Source organism: Nocardia lasii (genome assembly GCF_042658545.1).
Taxonomy (GTDB): Bacteria; Actinomycetota; Actinomycetes; order Mycobacteriales; family Mycobacteriaceae; genus Nocardia; species Nocardia lasii.
Window position 1 is genome coordinate 35775 of the sequence record NZ_JBHSQN010000010.1, and the last position, 21078, is coordinate 56852.

Genomic DNA, 21078 nt, shown 5'->3' on the forward strand with positions numbered 1-21078 from the left:
GCATCGCGAGGTTTCGTCTGTTACCCGGAATCGAGTGGGTGGTCGCCCGAGATGCGAGCCGGGTACACCCGCTGGCCTCCGCCGTCGGGGTGCAGCGTCAGGTAGCCGCGTCTCTCGCGGGCGCTGCGGTGGTTGCGCTCCATGAGCCGCAGATGCGCGTCGACGTAGGTGGCGAAGGTAGCCGCAATCTGAGTGTCCTCGTGCGGTTTCCCGTCACTCCACCGCATAACCGGGCCGTCGAACCCGCCGATCGCCCGCACGTAGTCGAACGTATAGCCCTGGTGAGTCAGAACAATGGCCGCGTCCGGAGGCAAGTTCCATGAGCCACTGACATCGTCGACGATCTCGCGAGCATCCTCGCGAAACCGGTCGAAGCCACGGATGCCTGCGCGCTCGCTGCCTCGGAACAAATCACCACACGCCTCCCCCATGTCCAGCAGATACTGGCGAAACACTGCCGGGAACCGGCTGCCAACCCGTGCCTCGACAGCATCGAGTTCCTCGACGTGACAGCCGCAGAAGGTGCTGAGCCGGGCACGATGGTCGTCGATCAACGCTTGTGGCGTGTCGACGAAGGTGTACTCCGGATTGTCGGCAAGGGTGACCAGTCGCGACTTCCATTCGGCAATAATCGCTTCAGCGGCCACCTGCGAACTCATAGCCTCGATCGTGGCACAATCCCGCAACTGTTGCTGCGGGAGCAGTCACGACGATCCGTCGCCTTCGGCCGGTGCGGTCTGACATTCGACCGCCGCACCGCGAGCCGACAGCTGAAATCACCGGGGCGCCTACCAGCACGGGCAATTGCGCGATCACGGTCTCCACGTCCGCGGCATCTCGATACCGGCGGACCTGATACTGCCGTCTATTCGAGGGCCCACCCAGGCAGACGAGCTGGTCTGTCGAATTCCTGAACAGGTCGTTGCCCTCGACGTGCCGGTCCGGGTCGGGGGTCATGGTCGGGTGCCGAACGCTTGTCAGAAGTCCGACTACGACCCTCATCGCGCCCTTGGAACGCCACGCACCGAGCCCCTGTTCAGGCTCCTTCGGAGGCTCCGAAGCGGTGCGGGACAATGGTGGGGTGTGCACCGCCGATTACCTCGACCACTCCCCTGAGCTGCGCGTATTGCCGGCGTCGGAGTGGCGGGCGGCGGCTCGGGCGCATCGGGAGAGGGTTGAGCCGTTGGTGGGGCCGTATGTCGAGCGGCGGGCGGCGGGGCGGGCGCATCCGGTGATCGACTTCCTGTTCACCTACTACGGGCATAAGCCGTCGCAGTTGCAGAGGTGGCATCCGGGGTTCGGGGTGGGACTTCGGGGGGCGGGTGAGTATCGGGGGGCTCGGGGGTACTGGGAGGTGCCGGGTGAGCGGGGGGTGTTCGCGGCTGACCCGGGGTATCTGGTGAAGCGGCGGGAGACGATCGAGTTCGTTGCGACGTTGCTCGCGCGGACTTCCGCGCGTCCGGCTCAGTTGTCGTGTTTCGGGTTGCATGAGTGGGCGATGGTGTATCGGGCCGAGGAGGTTCGGCATCAGCGGGTGCCGTTGCGGTTGGGGCGGGTGGGGACCGATGCGGTGGTGGAGTCGATGTCGTTGCGGTGTACGCATTTCGACGCGTTTCGGTTCTTCACGCCGGAGGCGGTGCCGCTCAATGTGGAGCCGCTGACGCGGGCGGATCAGGTGGCGCGGGAGCAGCCGGGGTGTTTGCACGCGAATATGGATCTGTACAAGTGGGGGTTCAAGCTCGCGCCGTTGATCTCCTCGGATCTGCTGCTGGATTGTTTCGAACTTGCCTGTACCGCACGGGAACTCGATATGCGGGCCAGTCCGTATGATCTGGCCGATCTCGGCTACGAACCGATCCGCATCGAAACACCCGCGGGGCGGGCGGATTACGTGCGGGCCCAAGCGGCGATCGCGGAGACCGCGAATGGGTTGCGGGAGCGGTTGCGGGCGGCCTGCGCGGACTTGGTCGCCGCGCAGGCCCGGATCGACGGTTAGTCCTTCTTTTCGACGGGTTCCTCGGGGGCGGGTTCGGTGACCAGGGCGAAGTCGCCCTCGTGGAGTTCGGTGCCCTGGTCGACGGCGCCTTCGACCAGTTCGATGCCCCGGTCGGCGCGCACGATCAGGGGGTCGTCGCGCAGGTCCTTGTAGAGCGAGACGCACATCGCGACCATCACCACCAGGAACGGCAGGGACACGACGGTGGTGAGGGCTTGCAGGCCGGTGAGGGCGCCGCCGAGGTTGTCGGAGTCGGCGATGACGAGCATGATGGCCGCGACGGCGCCGGTGGCGGCGCCCCAGAAGATGACGACCCATTTCGAGGGTTCGATGCTGCCGCGTTCGGACAGGGTGCCCATCACGATCGAGGCCGCGTCGGCGCCGGAGACGAAGAAGATGGCGACCAGGATCATCACCAGGACCGTGGTCACCGAGACGATCGGGTACTGGTCGAGCAGGTGGAACAGGGCGAAGTCGGAGTCGACCGAGCCGTCGGGTTCGGTGAGGTCGCCGTGGCGGGACTGTTCGGCGATGCCCGCGCCGCCGAAGATCGCGAACCAGATCAGGCTGACCACGCTGGGGACCAGCAGGACGCCGGTGACGAACTGGCGGATGGTGCGGCCGCGGCTGATCCGCGCGATGAACATGCCGACGAACGGGGTCCACGAGACCCACCAGGCCCAGTAGAAGATCGTCCAGCTCGACAGCCAGGTCTGCATGGCGTCGTCGCCGGCGCCGGTGCGCGAGGCCATGGTGGGCAGGTACTCGATGTAGTCGCCGATCGAGGTGGGCAGGATGTTGAGCACGAACAGGGTGGGGCCCGCGACGAAGACGAAGGCCGCGATGGCAAGGGCGAGAACCATATTGATGTTGGACAGCCACTGGATGCCGCGTTCGACCCCGGACACCGCCGAGAGCACGAAGGCCACGGTCAGGCCCGAGATGATCGCGACCAGACCGATTTTGCCGATGCCGTCGATCCAGCCGTTGAACTCCATTCCGGCGCCGATCTGCAAGGCGCCGAGGCCCAGGGAAGCGGCGGAGCCGAACAGGGTCGCGAAGATCGCCATCATGTCGATGGCGCGCCCGCCCAGGCCCTCGGCGTGGCGGCCGAGCAGCGGGCGGAACACCGAGGAGATCAGCTGGGAGCGGCCTTTTCGGAAGGTGCCGTAGGCGATGGCCAGGCCCGCGACGGCGTAGATCGCCCAGGGGTGCAGGGTCCAGTGGAACAGGGTGGTGGCCATCGCGACCTCGGCGGCCTCGGGTGAGCCGGGGGCGGCGGTGTGCGGGGGCGGATTCACGAAGTGCGACAACGGTTCCGCCACACCCCAGAACATCAGGCCGATGCCCATGCCCGCGCTGAACATCATCGCGATCCAGGACACGGTGCGGAATTCGGGCTTCTCGTCGTCGGCGCCGAGCGGGATGCGGCCGTAGCGGCTCACGGCCAACCAGATCACGAACACCACGAACGCCGAGGCGGTGAGCACGAACAGCCAGCCAGTGTTGGTGATGACCCATTTCTGGGCGGCTTTGGCGGTGGCCGCGAGACTCTCGTCGTCGAGGATGCCCCAGGCGACGAAGGCGAGCGTGCCGATCGCGGTGGCGCTGAACACGAGTCGATCGAGCCGAGGCCCGCCCGGCGATTGACCGGCAACCGCCGCGCCGGACGCTTGCGCGTCACCGGATTTCCCTACGACATCGTTCGACATGGAATCCGAGTCCTCTCCGGTCGCGGATAAGGCGGTCACGGCAGACATGCGTGGCGGTCAGAGCAACCGTACAGCGTGTCGGCCGCTACCCGGGGGATTGCGCGACGCGTACCAAGAACCTGTTCCCGCGAAGTGCCCTCGCTAACCAAATGTCCGATTTACCATTCATGCAGGGCCACAACTGTCTGAGCCAGTCGTGGCGTCTGTGTCAGCGAGTCAGGGGGCCCGATGCCGACACGATTTCTCACCCGAGCCGGGATGCTGGTCGTGGTCACCGCGCTGGTCGTGGTCGGGTTGCCGCCGGGAGCGTCGGCGGATCTCGGTGCGGCCGTGCACGAATTACTCGACGTGGGGCGAACGGCGGTGCCGCGCGCGGACTGTGGTCCGGGGTCGGCGCCGGAAGCGGGATTGCAGGGCGACGTGCCCGCGGCCGATCGCGACAGCGGGCGCAGTACGCAGGGCTATCGCTGCAATCTGTCGATGGTCGGCGGCTATGCCGGGCGCGGCGGCGGGATCACCTCGACCAGCTATGAACACTGCGCCTACCTGGGAACCCTGTTCCCGGGGACGCTGCTCGGTGAGCATCCTGGCGTGCAGGTGCTCGACGTGTCCGATCCGGCGAATCCGCGACTGACCGCGACGCTGGCCGAGCCCGCGATGCTGGCGGGGACGTGGGAGTCGTTGAAGGTCAACACGACTCGCGAACTGCTCGTGGGCACGGGGGTGCCGGTGGGGCTCGGCGCCGGGTACCTGTCGGTGTACGACATCTCCGATTGCGCGCGTCCGCGCCTGCTCAATCCGGGCTTCGGCTCGAATCTCGCGCTGCCGCTGCCGATTACGACGCACGAGGGCGGCTTCTCCCCCGACGGGCGCACGTATTGGGCCTCGGGACTGGTGCCCGGATTCCTCAGCGCCATCGATCTCGTCGATCCGGCGAATCCGCGGGTGATCTGGCAGGGGCTCACCGGGATCGAAGCGCACGGGCTCGGCGTGAGCCCGGACGGGAACCGGCTGTATCTGTCCGCGCTGGGCGGGTTCACCGTGCTCGATGTGAGTGCGGTGCAGCGCCGCGATCCGAATCCGTTCGTGCCGCACCTGGGTCGCACGTTCTGGACCGACGGGTGGGCGACCCAGCACAGCGTGCCGGTGACCTATGCCGGGGTGGCGCACCTGTTCACCGTGGACGAGGGCGGCTCGGGCGGGGTGAAACTCCTCGACGTCTCCGACGACAGCGCGCCGCGGATCACGGCCAGGATCAAGCTCGAGATCAACCTGCCCGACAATATCGACGCCAATATCGGGTCCGGGATGGGCGGCTCGCTGTTCTCCTACGAATCGCACTACTGCGCCGCCGACCGACCCGCGAACCCGACCGCGCTGGCCTGCGGGTGGGTCTCGTCGGGGATCCGGGTCTTCGACGTGCGCGATCCCGGCGCCATCCGCGAGATCGCCTACTTCAACCCGCCCGCGCGCACCGGCCGCAATCTCGAACTCTGGAACTCGCCGCACGCGCTGGCCTCGATCATCGGGATCCCGCTGCTGGGCGCGCCCGCGGTGCTGCGGGCGATGGCCGAGGGGGTGTTCGATCCGGCGCAGGCCCTGACCTCGCGCGCGGGCGACGTGGCGTTCGGTGACCTGTCCACGGACTGGTGCATGTCGCCGCCGGAGTGGCGGGGCGAGCAGCTGTATGTGACCTGTGCCGACAACGGGTTCATGGTGCTGCGGTTCGACAACGGGGTGTACACCGCGCCCGCGGATCAGCAGTCGACGGTGGGGTCGTGAAGGTTCTCTGCGCGGGGGTGGCGGCGGTGTTCCTGCTGGTGCTCGGTGCGGCGCTGCGGCCGGTGTTCTTCGCCGACAGTGCCGCTCCCCCGACCCTTTTCGGGGTGACGGAGTTGGGGTTCGTGCAGGATATGACCGCGCATCACCAGCAGGCGTTGATCCTCACCGAACGGCTGGACGCGGGCGTGGATCCGGCGGTGCGCGGGCTGGCCGATCAGATCGCCGACGTGCAGCGGATGGAGATCGGGACTCTGCTCGGTTGGACTCAGTTGGCCGGTGCGGCACCTACTTCGGCCGAGCCGATGCGGTGGATGGCGCGGGACCACCACTCGTCGAGCGGGCACGAGGGGATGCCGGGGATGGCCACCGTTGCCGAACTCGACGCGTTGAGCGCGGCCCGCGGGGCGGCGGCCGAGACGTTGTTCCTGCGGTTGATGTATCGGCATCACGCGGGCGGGATCGCGATGGCGCGGGCGGCGGACGCGCTGCTGACCTCGGGGCCGGTGAAGCAGGCGGCGCGGGCGATGGCGCAGTCGCAGAGCCAGGAATTGGGGTATCTCGGCATGCTGCTCGAGCTGCGCGGCGCGCGGCCCGCGTCGTGAGCTTCGAGGGGGTCAGGGGCGGTCGGTGAAGTGTTCGTTGAGGGTCGACTGGGCGAGTTGGGTGGCGGCGTAGGTGAAGGTGCCGTGCTCGGCCAGTTCGCGGGCCGCGTCGAGCAGGTGGCGGTAGAGCAGGCGGGCGATGCTGCCGCCGACCGTGACTCGACGCACCCCGAGCTCGGCGAGTTCGGCCATCGTCAGGGCGCCCTCGGACAGGCCCATGACGACATTGAGTGGGCCGTCGAGGGCACGCACGAGGGTGGTGATGGTGGTGGCGTCGGCGGCGCCGGGGACGAAGACGCAGTCCGCGCCGGCGGCGAGGTAGGCGTTGCCGCGGCGGATGGCCTCGTCGAGACTCGCGTCGACGAGCAGGGCGTCGGTGCGCCCGACCAGGACGAAGGGTTCGCCGCTGGCGGCGACCGCGGCGCGGGCGGCGCGGACGCGGTCCACGGCGTGGCTCTGCTCGAACAGGGGCGCGGCGCGGTCGCCGGTGAAATCCTCGAGGTTGCCGCCCGCCGCACCGGCGTCGATGGCCAGGGCGAACGTGGTGGCCACGGTTTGCACGTCGGGGCCGTAGCCCTCCTCGAGGTCGGCGCTCACCGGAATCCGGACCGCGTCGGTGATCTCGTGCAGGCGGCGCAGCATCGTGGGGCGGTCGAGTCGACCGTGTTCGCCGTGCTCGGTGAAGAAGTCGTGGTCGGGGCGACCGAAGGAGAAGGCGATCCCGGCGCTGGTGGTGGCCACGGCCGGAAAACCCACCGATTCGAGCAGGCGCGCGCTGCCCGCGTCCCAGGCGTTGGGGAGCAGCAAGCAGCCCGCGCGGTGCAGATCGACGAAAGCCTGGGCGCGGGCGCGCTGTGCACTGTCCACGATTGCTCCTGGTGGGAGGCCGGGTGTCGGCGTACGGGTCCATTCTGCCCCACCCGCACCGTCGGGCTCGCGCGTCCGTGAGCACAACGTCATCGCGAGGCAACTGCCGGGAAAATCGCAGGCAATCGCCGGTGCGCACGATGAGCGCAGTGTCGGTGACGGGTGTCGGAAGGCGAATCGTGGTGGTGAGCGCGCAGGCGGGCACAGTTCCGACGGTGCAGTGCGGGGTGGAACGGGCGCGCGCGCAGATCGCCGCCGCGCTGGAACCGATCGCGGTGCGCGAACGCCCGGTGGCCGAGGCGGTGGGGGCGACCCTGGCGATCACGCTGGCCGCGGGCACTCCCCTGCCGCGGGTCGACACCGCGGCGATGGACGGTTACGCGGTCGCGGGGCCGGGGCCGTGGTGGCAGCTGCATCAGCAGGTCAGCTACGCCGGACGCGGCTGTTCGGTGGTGCTCGCGCCCGGTGAGGCGGTGCGGATCGCGACCGGCGCGGCGACCCCGCTGGGAACCACGGCGACCCTGCGCGACGAACACATCGTGCGCACGACCGTCTCCGGGAAGCCGGTGGTCATGCGCGCGCCCGGTGCGCCGGTGCGCGATGACACGCGTCGCCAGGGTGAACACTGGAGCAGCGGAACGGAATTGGCGCGGGCGGGGGCACGGGTCTCGGCGGCGCTGGCCTCGGCGGCACTGAGCGCGGAATCCGAAACCGTCACCGTGCGTGGGCCGTTGCGCGCCGACGTGGTGATGACCGGGGACGAGATCCGCGCGGTCGGGCCGCTGGCGCCCGGGGAGACGCGGGATTCGCTCGGGCCGCTGCTGCCGGAGTTCCTGCGGTGCTGCGATATCGAGAGCACGGGGCTGTGGCATCTGGCCGACAGTCGCGATCTGCTGCGCTCCTGGCTGGCGCTGAAATCGCACGCGGATCTGGTGGTGATGGTCGGGGCGACCGGGCGCGGTGCGGCCGATCACCTGCGCACGCTGCTGGCCGAGCTCGGCGCGCGGATCATCGTGGAGCGCATCACGATTCGGCCCGGCGGTTCCACGCTGGTCGCCCACCTGCCGGACGGTCGAATTCTGCTGGGACTGCCAGGGAACCCGTTCGCGGCGGTGGCCGCGTTGCTCGCGGTCGGGCCGGCGATCGTGGACGCGCTGACCCTGCGCACGCCCGGCGCCACGCTGTGGGGGCGACTGTCGGACGCGGGGGTGATGGCGGGGGAAGCGACACGGATCGTGGGCGTGCAGCAGCATCCCGGCGGGGTCTGGCGCAGTACGGGGCCCGCGCACACGCCGCATCTGGCGGGGCTCATCGGCTGCCAGGCCCTTGCGGTGCTGCCGCCGGGCACGGGGCGCGGCTCGCTCGTCGAATTGCTGCCGCTGCCCCGCTGAATTCCGTTCGCCGCCGGTGGGATCGCGGTTCCGAGCCATCGTGGACACCGATACGCCTGCCTGGTTGCCGGACATCGCGGGGCGGGATTATGCCCATTGCGTCACGACTTCGCGACATCCTCACGCGACGGACATCCGAAAGTATTGCCACACAACGACTCCGACCCCGATGCATGATTCGCACCGGGGCCGGAGGAGGTCGGGATCAGCCGTGTTGCGGCGGCTGCCACGGGCGACCGTACGGGTCGTCGGGGCGGCCGACGGGCGGCTGCTGGGGCTGGTGGGGCTGCTGGGGCTGGTTCTGCGGCGGCAGTTGCTGCTGCGGATTCTGCGGGGGCAGATTCGGGGGCGGTGTCGGGAGCTGCGCCGAGTTGCCCTGCGGGACCGAGGTTTTCGGGCGCGGGGCCGAATCGAAGCCCTCGACGGGGGTGCGGGCGGTGGCTTCCGCGGCGCGGACGGCCTCCTCGATCTTGGGATCGGAGGCGGTCTCGAACCAGTCGGCCACGTCGGAGTCGTCTTCGATCTTGACCGGGGTGTCGTCGGCGGTGGGCTCGTAGCGGAACACGCCGTCCTCGCCCTTGGTCGCGAAATTCTGGGCGAAACCCTCGAGGGCCTTGCCGAAATCGCTGGGCACCAGCCACACCTTGTTCGCGTCGCCCTTGGCCACCATCGGCAGGGTCTGCATGTACTGGTAGGCGAGCAGTTCGGGGGTGGGCTTGCCGTTCTTGATCGCGGCGAAGACCTTCTCGATGGCCTTGGCCTGGCCCTGCGCCTGCAGGTAGGAGGCGGCGCGTTCACCCTGGGCGCGCAGGATGCGGCTCTGGCGCTCACCCTCGGCCGACAGGATCGAGGACTGCTTGCCGCCCTCGGCCGACAGGATCGCGGCCTGCTTGGCGCCCTCGGCGGTCTTGATCTGGGCTTCGCGGTGGCCTTCCGCGGTGAGGATCATCGCGCGCTTCTCACGATCGGCCTTCATCTGCTTCTCCATCGATTCCTGGATCGACGGCGGCGGATCGATGGACTTGAGCTCGACGCGGGCCACGCGCAGACCCCAGCGGCCGGTGGCCTCGTCGAGCACCCCGCGCAGCTGGTTGTTGATCTGGTCGCGCGAGGTGAGCGTCTCCTCCAGGGTCATGCCACCGACGACATTGCGCAGGGTGGTGACGGTGAGCTGCTCGACCGCGGCGATGTAGTTGCTGATCTCGTAGACCGCGGCCTGGGGCTCGGTGACCTGGAAATACACCACCGAGTCGATCTGCAGCGTGAGGTTGTCCTGGGTGATCACGGGCTGCGGCGGGAACGACACCACCCGCTCGCGCAGGTCGACCTTCGCGCGGATGCGGTCGGCGAACGGGACGAGGAACGTCAACTGGCCCGACACGGTGCGCGAATACCGCCCGAGTCGTTCGATCACCGCGGCCTCGGCCTGCGGGACGAGCGCGATCGATTTGAAGACCACGACCACAACCAACAGGATGAGGACGGCGGCCACGATCAGGGCAACGATGTCCATTATCTCTAGGGACCCTTCCAGACGACGGCTGTCGCGCCGTCGATCTTCATCACGTAAACGGTCACACCGGCTTCGTACACTTCACTCGGGTCCAGTGGACGCGCTGTCCACACCTCACCACCGAGCTTGACCCGCCCCGAATGCTCCCCCACCGGCTCGAGCACCAGCGCGGACTTGCCCGGCAGCGCCTCGGCGTTGGTGAGGGTGGGCGGCGGGGTGCCGAACTTGCGCCGCAGCACCGGGCGCACCCCGAGGAACAGCACACCCGCGATCGCGGCGAACACCAGCGCGTCGCCCCAGACCGGGATGTCGGTCGCGGCCGCGACGCCGGCGGTGCCGAGCGCGGCCACACCCAGCATGAGCAGCACGAGGTCCCCGGTGAGCATTTCCGCCGCCGCGAGGACGATGCCCGCGATCAGCCAGACTATTGCGGCCACACCGCCAGCCTAGCCGGGTTCGGCGTTTCGCGGGCGGGCTCGCGGGATCGGTGCGGCGCTCCCACGCATGCTGTTGCGCGCGCGGTAGTTTCGAGGCGTGAGTGCGCGAGACCGCTACGGTGACATCTTTTCCGGCCACGATCGGACCAAGGCCACGCCCGTGCCGCTCGTCGCGGCCGAACGCGACCTGGTGGTGGAGGACGCGGCGAGCGGATTCTGCGGCGCGGTAGTCGGTTTCGACCGCAGCTACGACGGCGAGTTCGTCAAACTCGAGGACGCGCGCGGGGCGGTGCGGCTGTTCGCGATGCGGGCGGCGGCGTTCCTGATCGACGGGAAACCGGTCACCCTGACCCGGCCCACCGCGACCGCGACCGCGCAGCCCGCTCGGTCGGCGTCGGGGTCCACGCGGGTGGAGGGGTTGCGGGCGCGGGTGGCGCGCACGAGTCGGATCTGGGTGGAGGGCGTGCACGACGCGGCGCTCGTGGAGCGGGTGTGGGGGCACGATCTGCGGGTGGAGGGCGTGGTCGTGGAGCATCTCGAGGGGCTGGACAATCTGGGCGCGCGGCTCGTCGAGTTCGAACCGGGTCCGGGCGCGCGGGTGGGTGTGCTGGTCGACCACCTGGTGACCGGGTCCAAGGAGACGCACCTGACCACCGGACTCGGCCCGCACGTGCTGGTGACCGGGCATCCCTACATCGACGTGTGGCAGGCCGTGCGGCCCGCCGCGCTCGGGATCGAGGCCTGGCCGAGCGTGCCGCGCGGCGAGGATTGGAAGACCGGGATCTGCGCGCGACTGGGCTGGGGCACGCCGCAGCAGGGCTGGCGGCGGGTCTACGAGGCGGTCGAGACGTTCCGGGATCTGGAGGCACCCCTGATCGGCGCGGTCGAGCGGCTCATCGACTTCGTGACCGAGCCGGAGTAGTCGCACAGCAGGTCAGGTGGGGCGCGGTCGACCTGGTCGGTGCCCGCACGCGAATCCTGACGAACCTTTATGCTCGATGATTATGTGCTCTCCCAGTGCCACGCTGACGCTGTGGGCCGGCTCCTGGCTGGCCGGGACCAGCGCGCCCGACGACGTGCTGGCGGCCCTGCATGCCTGGGCGCCACGGCACACGATCGCGGCGGGCGACCCGGTCACCGGCGGGCGCACCGACCTCCCGTGGACCTCGCGCGGAGAATCGGGCACCGGCGCCATGCCGCTGCTCAAGGTGATCCGCGAGGCCATGGCCCCGGCGGGCGCGCAGCTGCGGCTGGTGCTGCCCGCGCCGGGCGATGTGCGGGGGCTGCCGGTGGGCACGGCCTTCGCCGCGGACGCGATCGACGCCGAGGAAGGGCTGCTACTCGGGGTTCCCGGCGAGCCCGGTACCGGGTTGATTCCGCAGTGGGACGACGACGAGACCCTGCAGTGGACCGTGTACGGGGTCGATATCCCCCGGATCACCGCCTCGGACATGTCGCTGGGCGAGGCCGAGTACACCATGCGCGAATCGGTGCGCGATGCGGCCGACGCGCTCATGCGGCTGCACACCACCTCGATCGGCACCGGCGACGACGATCCGCGCGAGCAGATCGAAGCGCAACTGGCGGCGTATGCCCGTCACGCCTATCCGGATTCGATTCCGTTGCGCGCCAAGCGCATCCTCGACACCGCCGATCACGTGGCCGCGATCCTCACCGTCGCCCAGCACGAACCGGCCTCGGCACCCACCTCGGCCACCGCGATCGGCGCGCACGAGTCGCTGCTGCGACCGCTGTGGAACACGATTCGCGAAGCCCGGCTGGTCGCGGTGCACGCCGCGGCGGGCCGCAACGGGTGACTCTGACGCAAAAGTGCCTCGGCGGGTTCAGAATCCGTTGAGCGCGACCCGCAGGCTGGCGACATCGAGGACGCCGAGCACGGCGGTGCGGACCCGGGGGCAGGCCCTGCTGGTGGCGGTGTCGACGATATTGCGGTTGTAGGCCACCGCGGCGCCCGCGACGGTGTCCTGGATCGTCCACAGCCGCATCACGCCGGTGAACGCCACCTGGGCGACCTGCGGACCGAGAGCCTTCCAGGTGCCCTTCTGGGTGTTGAAGATGCTGCACAGCTCGCCGACGGCGGCGGGTGAGATGGTGGTGGGCGGTGCCGGAACCGGCTCGGTCTGGTAGCCGCCCCTGCCGCAGCCGGTCAGGCCGAGCGCGGCGACGGCGACTACCACGGCGACTTTCGCCCGGCGATGCGGCGATATCCTGGCCATCGGAAAACCTCCGATCAGTCGAGCGCGACTGAGCAAAGGCTACCCCGCGAACAGGGGTGTCCCGGAAAAAGGTTATTCGGTTGTGTTCAGCGACGCACCGGGCGCGCGGGCAGTTCGCAGCAGCCCGGAGCGCATCGGGCGCCGTCGGCGGTGCAGCCGTAGCCGGGGACCTCGCCGAGTTCGCGCACCGGACCGTCGCTCACGCGCTCGGCGATCAGTTCGACGATCATCCGGGGGAAGCGCGGGTCGGTGCCCGGGGTGGCGGCGCGGGCGAAGGCCATGCCGAGCTCGTCGGCGCGGGTCGCGGCCTCGTTGTCCAGGTCCCAGATGACCTCGAGGTGGTCGGAGACGAAACCGACCGGGCAGACCACCACGGCGTCGATGCCCTTGGCGTGCAACACATCCAGGTGATCGAGAATGTCGGGTTCGAGCCAGGGCACCTGCGGAGGGCCCGAGCGGGACTGCCAGACCACGTCGTACTCGGTGAAACCCGTTGCGGCGGCGCACAAGCGGGCGGCCTCGGCGACCTGCCTGCTGTAGAGGCGACCGCCGTCGGCCGGGGGGCCCGCCGCGAGGTCGGCGGCCACGGGGATGGAGTGCGCGGTGAACACCAGGCGCACACCCGCGCGGCGGTCGGCCGGAATCTGTTGGGCCGCAGCGGTGATGGCGTCGGCGAAGGCGGCGATCAGCAGCGGGTGGTCGAAGTACTGGCGCAGTTTCACCAGTTCGGGGGCCTGCGCGCCGACGGCGGCGCGGGCGCGGGCGATGTCCTCGTCGTACTGGCGACAACCCGAGTAGCCGCCCCAGGCCGAAGTCGGGAACACCAGCGCCGAGCGCACCCCGTCGGTGCTCATCCGGGCGACGGTGTCCTCGACCATGGGGTGCCAGTTACGGTTGCCGAAGTAGACCGGCAGGTCCAGCCCGGCATCGGCCAGATCGGCCTCGAGGGCGGTGATGATCTGCTGGTTGAGCGCGTTGATCGGCGAGACGCCGCCGAAATGCAGGTAGTGCTGCGCGACCTCGGCGAGCCGTTCGGGGGGTACCCCGCGGCCCCGAGTGACGTTCTCCAGAAACGGGAGTACGTCCTCGGGGCCTTCGGGGCCACCGAAGGACAGCAGCAGCAGGGCGTCGGGCATCAGTTGACAGCGAAGCTCTCGGGGAACCACATGTTGTGGCTGGCGCCGCCGTCGACGTAGATGATCGAACCCGTGGTGGCGGGCAGCCAATCCGAGAGCAGGGCCACGATCGACTTGCCGACCGCGCGCGGGTTGTCGACATCCCAGCCGATGGGCGAGGCGCCGTCCCAGTAGTTCTCCAGCTGGTTGAGCTGCTTGGCATCGTCGGTGGCGGTGCCCGCGATGGCCTTGGCGGCGAGAGTCTTGATCGGACCCGCGGCGATCAGGTTCGAGCGCACCTTCTTCGCGGCGCCGACCTCACGGGCCACGTAGCGGTTGACCGACTCGAGCGCGGCCTTGGCCACACCCATCCAGTTGTAGTACGGCATCGCCACGCGCGGATCGAAGTCCATACCGACGATGGAACCGCCCTCGTTCATGGCGGGCAGCACGGCGCGAGCCAGCGCGGCGTAGCTCCACGCCGAGATCTCGAACGACTTGGCCACATCGGGGCCGGGGCCCTCGAGGAACGGCGCCGAACCCGGACCCATGATCGAACGCGGCGCGAACGCGATCGAGTGCAGCACGCCGTCGACACCCTCGGGGGCGATCTCGGCCAGCTTCGCGGTGAGCGCGGCCAGGTCGTCCTCATTGGTGATATCGAGACCGATCGCCGGGGGCACCTCCTGCGGCAGGCGCTTGGCGATGCGGTCGATCAGGCGCAGGCGGTCGGGGATACCGGTGATGATCACCCTCGCGCCCTGCTCCTGCGCGATCGCGGCCGCGTGGAACGCGATCGACGAGTCGGTGATGATGCCGGTGACCAGGATGGTCTTGCCTTCGAGCAGTCCGCCCATGAGTTTTCGGTTCTCCTGAAATCTGTTGAATGATGATCCGTCAGCGGATCAGTGGCCCATGCAGAATGTGCCGTCCGAACTGTGGACGGGTGCTCTCCACGGGATCAGTGGCCCATGCAGAATGTGCCGTCCGAACTGTGGACGGGTGCTCTCCACGGGATCAGTGGCCCATGCCCATGCCGCCGTCGACCGGGATGACGGCACCGGTGACGTAGCGGGAGTCCTCCGAAGCGAGGAAGCTGATCACCGCGGCGACGTCCTCGGCCTGGCCGAGACGGCCCAGCGGGATGAACTTCTTGGCGGTTTCCTTGAGGTCCTCGGGCAGCTCGGCGGTCATGTCGGTCTCGATGAAACCGGGGGCGACCACGTTGGCGGTGATCGAGCGCGAGCCCAGCTCACGGGTGATCGAGCGCGCCATGCCGATGACACCGGCCTTGGAGGAAGCGTAGTTGATCTGACCGGGACCACCGCCGAGACCGACGACCGAACCCAGGAAGATCATCCGGCCCCAGCGGGCGCGCAGCATGGCGCGGTTGGCGCGCTTGGCACAGCGGAAGGCGCCGGTGAGGTTGGCGTCGATGACCCGCTCGAACTGGTCCTCGCTCATGCGCATCAGCAGGGTGTCGTCGGTGATGCCCGCGTTGGCGACCAGCACCTCCACCGGACCCTGGTGCTCCTCGACCTCGGTGAACGCACGATCGACCGAATCACTATCGGTGACATCGCATTTCACCCCGAACAGGCCCTCGGGCACCCCCGATCCACGATGGGTGACAGCGACCTTGTGGCCGTCGGCGAGCAGACGCTGCGCGACCGCGAGACCGATACCGCGATTACCGCCGGTGACCAGCACCGACCGGGATGTGACGTTCGACATAGGGTCCAACCTATCTGTTCGGATTCGTGCGCCCCGCGTCAGGGTCGGGCCGTTGCGACACCTCACAACCCGGACGCCGGGGTGCTAGGGCAGGCGTTGACGATAGAGCAGGCTCACCACGACGCCCGCGGCGATGGCCAGCATGCCCGCGATCAGCCACGGCCTGCTCGCGTCGCCGCGAGTGGTCTCGTAGCCGATCTGCTCCTCGAGGGTGTCGTAGACCGCGGTGAGCTCGGCCAGCGACGAGGCGGTGTAGAAGTCGCCGCCGGAGAGCTCGGCGATCTCGCGCAGGGAGTCGTTGTCCACGGGGACCTTCACCCGCTGTGAGCCCTTGCCGTCGGAATCGGGGATCTCGACGGTGCCCCACTCGGTGCCGAAGGAGATCGTGGACACCGGGATGCCCTTGTTCTTGGCCAGGCGCGCGGCGGTGAAGCCGTGGCGGGTGTTGTCGACGTCCTTGTCGTCGGGCACGGTTTGCTTGCCGTCCGACATCAGCACCACCCGCGCGGGCGGGGGCGTCTCGGCGCCGCCGAGGACCGCGCCGAGGGTGTCGATGGACTGCAGGGCGGTGAGGATGCCCTCGCCGGTGGCGGTGCGCTCGGCCAACTTGATGTTGTCGATCGAGTGCTTGACCGCCTCGCGGTTGGTGGTCGGGGAGACCATCACCGAGGCCGTGCCCGCGAACGTGACGAAACCGAGGTTGATGCCGGGGGTCAGGCCGTCGACGAATTCCTTACCGGCCTTCTGCGCGACCTGCAACCGGTTCGGCGGCACGTCGGTGGCCTCCATCGACAGCGAAACGTCCATCACCAGAACGACGGTCGCGCGGTTGCGCGGCACCTTCTGCACGGCGGTGGGGCCCGCGGCGGCGATGGTGAGCAGCACCAGGCCGACCAGGATCAGCGCGATCGGGGCGTGGCGCATCGGGCTCGGGCGCGACGGGGCGACGCGCTCGAGGATGGCCATGTTGCCGAACTGCAGCATCCGCTTGTGCCGGGCGCGCTGCACGAGCACGTAACCGAGCACGAGCAGGGCGACGACCGCGAGGAAGCCGAGCCAGACGACGGCGGTGAAATGCGAAATACTCACTGGCGAGGCACCCGCCCGCTCGGGGCGCCGAGGCTGTGGCGCCGGGTGGATACGAACCGGACCACGTCGGCGATCCAGTCCCGATCGGTCTGCAGGGTCAGCACCGGCGCGCCGCAACTGCGCAGCGCCTGGGCGACCTGGGCCCGCTGGGCACCGGCCGCGGCCGCGAAATCGGCGCGCAGGGTGGGCGTGACGCTGAACTCGCGGGTGCGGCCCGATTCGGGATCGTGCAGCACCACGTCGCCGCCGTCGGGCAGGGCGATGTCGAGCGGGTCGAGGACTTCCACCGCGAGCAGGTCGTGGCGCGCGGAAAGGGCGCGCAGCGAACGCTGCCAGTCGACGTCACCGAGGAAATCGCTGATCACCACGGCCAGACCGCGTTTGCGTTGCGGACGGCGCAGGGATTCGATCCCGGCTTTGAGGTCACCGCGCACCCCGTCGCGGGCGTGCGGGGTGGTCGCGATACCGCGCACCATGGTCTGCGCGTGCAGCCGTCCGCTGCGCGCGGGGATGCGCACGAGATCCTGACCGGTGGCCACCACCGCGCCGATGCGGTTGCCGCCACCGGAGGTGAGGTGGGTGATCGCCGCGGCGGCCGCGATGGCCAGGTCGCGCTTGTGCACCCGGCCGGTGCCGAAGTCCAGGCTCGACGACAGGTCGACCACGAGCCAGGTCTCGAGCTCGCGATCGGCGATCATCTGGCGCACGTGCGGATGGGTGGTGCGGGCGGTGACCGACCAATCCATCTGGCGCACATCGTCACCCGGCTGATACAGCCGCGCCTCCCCCGGTTCCGAACCCGGACCGGGGATCAGACCCTGGTGGTCGCCGTGCAGCACACCGTCGAGCCGGCGCCGCACAGTCAACTCGAGGGTCTTCAGCGCGGCGGACAGCTTCGGATCGGTCAGATCACCGGCCCGGAACGACGGCGGGGCGTGAGACGACATGGGCACGCGGACAACGGGTTCGGGCGCACTCACTGGGGCGCGACATGGCCGGCGGGCTGGGACTGCTGCCCGTTCACCGGCTGGGGCACAGGATGGGGCACCGGCGGCTGGGGCACCGGCGGCGGCTGCGGCACGGACTGGCCGCCGACCGCCTGCGGGGCGACCTGCGGCAGACCCACGGTCTGCAGCACGCGCTTGACGACCTCCTCGGGGGTCACCTCGTCGGCCAGCGCGTCGTAGGACAGCACCAGACGGTGCCGCAGCACATCCGGGATCACCTCGACGACATCCTGCGGGACCACGTAGTCGCGACCGCGGATCAGCGCGACGGCGCGGGCCGCGGCGATGATGCCGAGGCTCGCGCGCGGGGAGGCGCCGTAGGAGATCCAGCTGGCGACATCGTTCATGCCGAAGTCGGCGGGCGTGCGGGTCGCGGTGATCACGCGCACGACGTAGTCGACCAGCGCGTGGTGCACGAAGACGTTGGCGGCCACCTTCTGCAGGCGGATGATGTCCTCGGGGTCGAGGATCTGCTTGGGCTCGGGCGCGCTCACCCCCATCCGGTAGATGATCTCGCGCTCCTCCTCGACCGAGGGGTAGTCGACGATCACCTTGAACAGGAAGCGGTCGCGCTGCGCCTCGGGCAGCGGGTACACGCCCTCGTTCTCGATCGGGTTCTGGGTCGCCATGACCAGGAACGGATCGGGCATCGGGTAGGTCTTGCCGCCGATGGACAGCTTGCGCTCGGCCATCACCTCGAGCAGTGCCGACTGCACCTTCGCGGGCGCGCGGTTGATCTCGTCGGCGAGCACGAAGTTCGCCACGACCGGGCCGAGTTCGGTGTCGAACTCCTCGCGGCCCTGCCGGTAGATGCGGGTACCGATGAGGTCGGTGGGCACCAGGTCCGGGGTGAACTGCACCCGGGAGAACGAGCCGCCGACGACCTTGGCGAAGGTTTCCACCGCAAGAGTTTTCGCGACGCCCGGCACACCTTCGAGCAAGACGTGGCCCCGCGCCAGAACGCCCACGAGCAACCGCTCGACGAGCCGATCCTGACCGACGATAACCCGCTTGACCTCGTAGATCGCCTTCTCGAGAGTCTGGACGTCACGCTCCAGGGTGCTCGGCGTGGCCGTACCGGCGTCCTTCGCCAGCTTCGGCCCGCTCACACCTTCCGTCGAAGTCACCAACATCCCCGCTTTCGCTTTGGTCCTGTGCGTGCGGCACCAACTATTCCATTGAATCGCCCGGTGCGCCGCAACCGGCCAGCACTAGACGGGATTTCGTCGGGCCGGTGACGGCGCGCACATCGACGCACGCCCGTGCGCGCCGCCGCACCGGAAAGGCTTCTACCAGCACAGACGACGTGTCAGCCGGTGACGATACGGACCGCGTAGGGCATGATGCCCGCCTCGCGAACCGGGGAAATCTTCACGACATCCCCGGATTCAGGGGCCTCGATCATCTTCCCGTTGCCCAGGTACATCGCCACGTGCGCGCTGCCGCCGGGGCCCCAGAACAGCATGTCGCCGCGGCGGCGGTCGTCGACGTCGACGCGGGTGCCCGCGTTGTACTGGTAGCCGCTGTAGTGCGGCAGCGAGACGCCGATGCCGGCGAAGGCGTAGAGCATCAGGCCCGAGCAGTCGAAGCCGACCTTGTTGAAGTCGCCGTGGGCGTCGCCGGTGCCGCCGTCGCGGATGCCGAGGGTCGGGCCGTCCTCGTCGCCGCCGCCCCAGGCGTAGGTGACGCCGAGTTGCGACATCGCGCGGTCGACCACGGTCTCGATCGCGGCCGAACCGGTCACCTGGGGTTTGCCGGGTTTGGGTTGGGTGCGTCGCGGGGTGGTCGGCGCGGATTCGAGGTCGGCGTGTGGGCGCTGGCCCTCGTTGAGCGCGGCGGCGCGGTCGCGGGCGGCCTTGTCGGCGGCGGCGCGTGAGGCCGCGGCGTTGGCGGCGGCGAGCAGGGCCATGATCTCGGCTTCGCGCTGGGCGTCCCAGGACAGGAAGATCTCGCGCTGGGTCTGTAGGCCCGACACCGTGGAGCGGGCGATGTCGAGGGCGGACTGGGCGGCGGCGCGTTCGCGCTGGAGGTCGTCGCGGGCCACGGCCTGGGTGTCGAACTCGGTCTTGGCGACCGAGACGGCGGTCTGGGCGGCGTCGCGCTTGGCCTGCGCGCTCGCGGCGGCGGCGTCGGCGTCGGCCTTGGCCTGCCGCGCGGTGGCGTTCTGGTTGGCCTGCGCGATCTGGGCGCGGCGCAGTTCGTCGAGGACCTGGCGTTGGTTCTTGGCGACCATGCCGAGCACGTTGGCGCGGTCCATCGCGGCCTCCGGGGTCGTGGAGGCCAGGTAGCTCACGACCGAACTGGTGGCCGGGCGCACGTAGGCCTGGGTGGCGACCTGGTCGAATTCCTGGCGTGCCACCTCGACTTGCGCGCCGACCTCGACCAGGTGGGTCTGACTGTCGGCCACGGCGGCGGCCGCGGTGTCGGCGGCGTCGCGGGCGTTCTGCAGGTCGACCAGGGCCTGGTTGACCGCTTCGCGCTTGATCGCGAGGGTGTCGTCGAGTGCGCGCAGGCGATCGTCGGCGGCGGCGACGCGGTTGATCAGCGCGCCGATCTCGCTGACGCGCGCGTCGACCTGGGCGCCCGCCCCGGCGATCTCGCCGTCGGAGGGATTCGGTGGCGCCGGTGGAGCCGCGCCGACCGGTGCCGCGCCGCCGAGTACCACCAGCACCGCCAGCAAACCGATCGCTATTCGTAACAGTCCCGCTTCGTCTTGCCTGCCCGCACCGCGCACGGTACCTCCGAGTAGCTCGACTCGACATTCGCCACCAGCGCATCAGCCGACCCACCGATCACACGAGTCGACCAACACCCCCTGGACCACTGCATTCACGATCGCGATCACTAGCAACGGTACGTCACTTAGTTCCCAAAGGAAACATCTATCACAGGGGAGCCCGGCGACGATTCATCGATTGCTCGGAATTTGCCTGACGCGGCACAGTTTTCTACCGAATAGAACAGACCGGTGGCCTGGGTTTGGGACTGGAGTGAAACCAGTTAGTTGGGTGAGCCCGCATCGAAGCGCGGTGCCGCGACCGGCGCGGGCGTCTCGGGACCACGGCGCCGCTTCACGACGTACAGCCCGGCGATGGTCAGCGCCGCCAGAGTCATCAACACGATCGTGATGACGGCCCACGAGGTGCCCTCGGGCTGCTCGAGCCGGTCGACGAAGACCTGTACAGCCTCTTCGGGACGATTGCCCTTGTACTTGGCCGCGTCCTCGGCCCACTCGAGCCGCACGCGGCTGATCGTGTCGCTGTAGGTGCCGATCCAGTCGTCGCTGAACACCGCGACGGTGCCCTCGGTGACCTCGCCGACCTGGGTGGCCAGGTCGCGCAGGCTCGAGTCGTGGCCGGGATTGCCGGGGACGATGACCACGCTGAGCGGGATGCCGTCGGCGCGCGCCTGCGCGACGATGGCCGCCAGATTCTCCTGATCCTGGCCCTTGGGGGCCGCGACGTGATTGTCGGCGAGGTCGGAGGTGATGCTGCTCAGCACGGTGTTCGGCGGCAGTTCGGCCGCCAGCGGCGCAAAAGTGGTCATCTTCCATCCGGTCTGTCGAGCCACGATCGCCTGCGTCGCGACGGGCGTCC

20 protein-coding genes are annotated in these 21078 nt (G+C 69.3%); 6 read left to right on the top strand and 14 right to left on the bottom strand.

The window, feature by feature from the left end; all coding sequences use genetic code 11:
* Positions 1 to 20: 20 nt before the first annotated feature.
* Positions 21 to 659, bottom strand: a complete 639-nt coding sequence (locus tag ACFP3H_RS14710; protein WP_378605647.1) for an SMI1/KNR4 family protein — start codon at positions 657 to 659, stop codon at positions 21 to 23.
* A 422-nt stretch (positions 660 to 1081) separates the two neighbouring features.
* Here ACFP3H_RS14710 and ACFP3H_RS14715 point away from each other — a divergent pair, with 422 nt between their 5' ends.
* Positions 1082 to 1996 carry a 3-methyladenine DNA glycosylase gene (locus ACFP3H_RS14715; RefSeq protein ID WP_378605650.1) on the top strand — a complete coding sequence of 305 codons (915 nt, stop codon included), beginning with the start codon at positions 1082 to 1084 and terminating at the stop codon, positions 1994 to 1996.
* On the opposite strand, the gene ACFP3H_RS14720 is transcribed toward ACFP3H_RS14715, so the two are convergent.
* Positions 1993 to 3708 (bottom strand): BCCT family transporter, encoded by a 1716-nt coding sequence (locus ACFP3H_RS14720; RefSeq protein ID WP_378605653.1) that lies wholly within the window; start codon positions 3706 to 3708, stop codon positions 1993 to 1995. The two genes, ACFP3H_RS14715 and ACFP3H_RS14720, sit on opposite strands and share 4 nt — an antisense overlap.
* A 258-nt stretch (positions 3709 to 3966) precedes the next feature.
* Between ACFP3H_RS14720 and ACFP3H_RS14725 the strand changes: the two genes are divergently transcribed.
* Entirely contained in the window at positions 3967 to 5490 is a 1524-nt protein-coding gene (locus tag ACFP3H_RS14725) for an LVIVD repeat-containing protein (protein ID WP_378606391.1), read from the top strand.
* The gene (locus ACFP3H_RS14730; RefSeq protein WP_378605656.1) at positions 5487 to 6092 is read left to right on the top strand and encodes a DUF305 domain-containing protein; all 606 of its coding nucleotides are present in this window, start codon (positions 5487 to 5489) and stop codon (positions 6090 to 6092) included. Before ACFP3H_RS14725 ends, ACFP3H_RS14730 begins: the two co-directional genes overlap by 4 nt.
* A 12-nt stretch (positions 6093 to 6104) precedes the next feature.
* Here the strand turns inward: ACFP3H_RS14730 and ACFP3H_RS14735 are convergent, their stop codons facing one another.
* Positions 6105 to 6959 carry an isocitrate lyase/PEP mutase family protein gene (locus tag ACFP3H_RS14735; RefSeq protein WP_378605659.1) on the bottom strand — a complete coding sequence of 285 codons (855 nt, stop codon included), beginning with the start codon at positions 6957 to 6959 and terminating at the stop codon, positions 6105 to 6107.
* 140 nt (positions 6960 to 7099) lie between these two features.
* Between ACFP3H_RS14735 and ACFP3H_RS14740 the strand changes: the two genes are divergently transcribed.
* Positions 7100 to 8350, top strand: a complete 1251-nt coding sequence (locus ACFP3H_RS14740; RefSeq protein ID WP_378605662.1) for a molybdopterin-binding protein — start codon at positions 7100 to 7102, stop codon at positions 8348 to 8350.
* Positions 8351 to 8555: 205 nt separating this feature from the next.
* Here the strand turns inward: ACFP3H_RS14740 and ACFP3H_RS14745 are convergent, their stop codons facing one another.
* Positions 8556 to 9857, bottom strand: coding sequence for an SPFH domain-containing protein (locus ACFP3H_RS14745; protein WP_378606394.1), 1302 nt, complete (start codon positions 9855 to 9857; stop codon positions 8556 to 8558).
* A gap of 11 nt (positions 9858 to 9868) precedes the next feature.
* Complete coding sequence (locus tag ACFP3H_RS14750) at positions 9869 to 10300, bottom strand: NfeD family protein (RefSeq protein WP_378605665.1); 432 nt, start codon at positions 10298 to 10300, stop codon at positions 9869 to 9871.
* Positions 10301 to 10397: 97 nt separating this feature from the next.
* On the opposite strand from ACFP3H_RS14750, the gene ACFP3H_RS14755 reads away from it, so the two are divergent.
* Both ACFP3H_RS14755 and ACFP3H_RS14760 read left to right on the top strand, forming a co-directional pair.
* Positions 10398 to 11222, top strand: coding sequence for a DUF3097 domain-containing protein (locus ACFP3H_RS14755; RefSeq protein WP_378605668.1), 825 nt, complete (start codon positions 10398 to 10400; stop codon positions 11220 to 11222).
* 82 nt (positions 11223 to 11304) lie between these two features.
* Positions 11305 to 12117, top strand: coding sequence for a hypothetical protein (locus ACFP3H_RS14760; protein WP_378605671.1), 813 nt, complete (start codon positions 11305 to 11307; stop codon positions 12115 to 12117).
* 27 nt (positions 12118 to 12144) lie between these two features.
* Here the strand turns inward: ACFP3H_RS14760 and ACFP3H_RS14765 are convergent, their stop codons facing one another.
* From ACFP3H_RS14765 to ACFP3H_RS14805, 9 genes are all read right to left on the bottom strand, one after another.
* Entirely contained in the window at positions 12145 to 12537 is a 393-nt protein-coding gene (locus tag ACFP3H_RS14765) for a hypothetical protein (protein WP_378605674.1), read from the bottom strand.
* Between the two features lie 86 nt (positions 12538 to 12623).
* The gene (locus tag ACFP3H_RS14770) at positions 12624 to 13673 is read right to left on the bottom strand and encodes a ferrochelatase (RefSeq protein ID WP_378605677.1); all 1050 of its coding nucleotides are present in this window, start codon (positions 13671 to 13673) and stop codon (positions 12624 to 12626) included.
* Positions 13673 to 14509 carry an NADH-dependent enoyl-ACP reductase InhA gene (gene inhA / locus ACFP3H_RS14775; protein ID WP_378605680.1) on the bottom strand — a complete coding sequence of 279 codons (837 nt, stop codon included), beginning with the start codon at positions 14507 to 14509 and terminating at the stop codon, positions 13673 to 13675. Before inhA ends, ACFP3H_RS14770 begins: the two co-directional genes overlap by 1 nt.
* Positions 14510 to 14669: 160 nt before the next feature.
* On the bottom strand, positions 14670 to 15386 hold the full coding sequence (fabG1, locus tag ACFP3H_RS14780) for a 3-oxoacyl-ACP reductase FabG1 (RefSeq protein ID WP_378605682.1): 717 nt from the start codon (positions 15384 to 15386) through the stop codon (positions 14670 to 14672).
* An 84-nt stretch (positions 15387 to 15470) separates the two neighbouring features.
* Positions 15471 to 16475: a VWA domain-containing protein gene (locus tag ACFP3H_RS14785; protein ID WP_378605685.1), complete on the bottom strand. Its 1005-nt coding sequence runs from the start codon at positions 16473 to 16475 to the stop codon at positions 15471 to 15473.
* Positions 16472 to 17422 (bottom strand): DUF58 domain-containing protein, encoded by a 951-nt coding sequence (locus ACFP3H_RS14790; protein ID WP_378605688.1) that lies wholly within the window; start codon positions 17420 to 17422, stop codon positions 16472 to 16474. Before ACFP3H_RS14790 ends, ACFP3H_RS14785 begins: the two co-directional genes overlap by 4 nt.
* Positions 17423 to 17451: 29 nt before the next feature.
* Complete coding sequence (moxR1, locus tag ACFP3H_RS14795) at positions 17452 to 18615, bottom strand: chaperone MoxR1 (RefSeq protein WP_378605691.1); 1164 nt, start codon at positions 18613 to 18615, stop codon at positions 17452 to 17454.
* Positions 18616 to 18791: 176 nt separating this feature from the next.
* Positions 18792 to 20159 carry an NlpC/P60 family protein gene (locus ACFP3H_RS14800; RefSeq protein WP_378606397.1) on the bottom strand — a complete coding sequence of 456 codons (1368 nt, stop codon included), beginning with the start codon at positions 20157 to 20159 and terminating at the stop codon, positions 18792 to 18794.
* Positions 20160 to 20482: 323 nt separating this feature from the next.
* Complete coding sequence (locus ACFP3H_RS14805; protein WP_378605693.1) at positions 20483 to 21028, bottom strand: Rv1476 family membrane protein; 546 nt, start codon at positions 21026 to 21028, stop codon at positions 20483 to 20485.
* Positions 21029 to 21078: the final 50 nt, after the last annotated feature.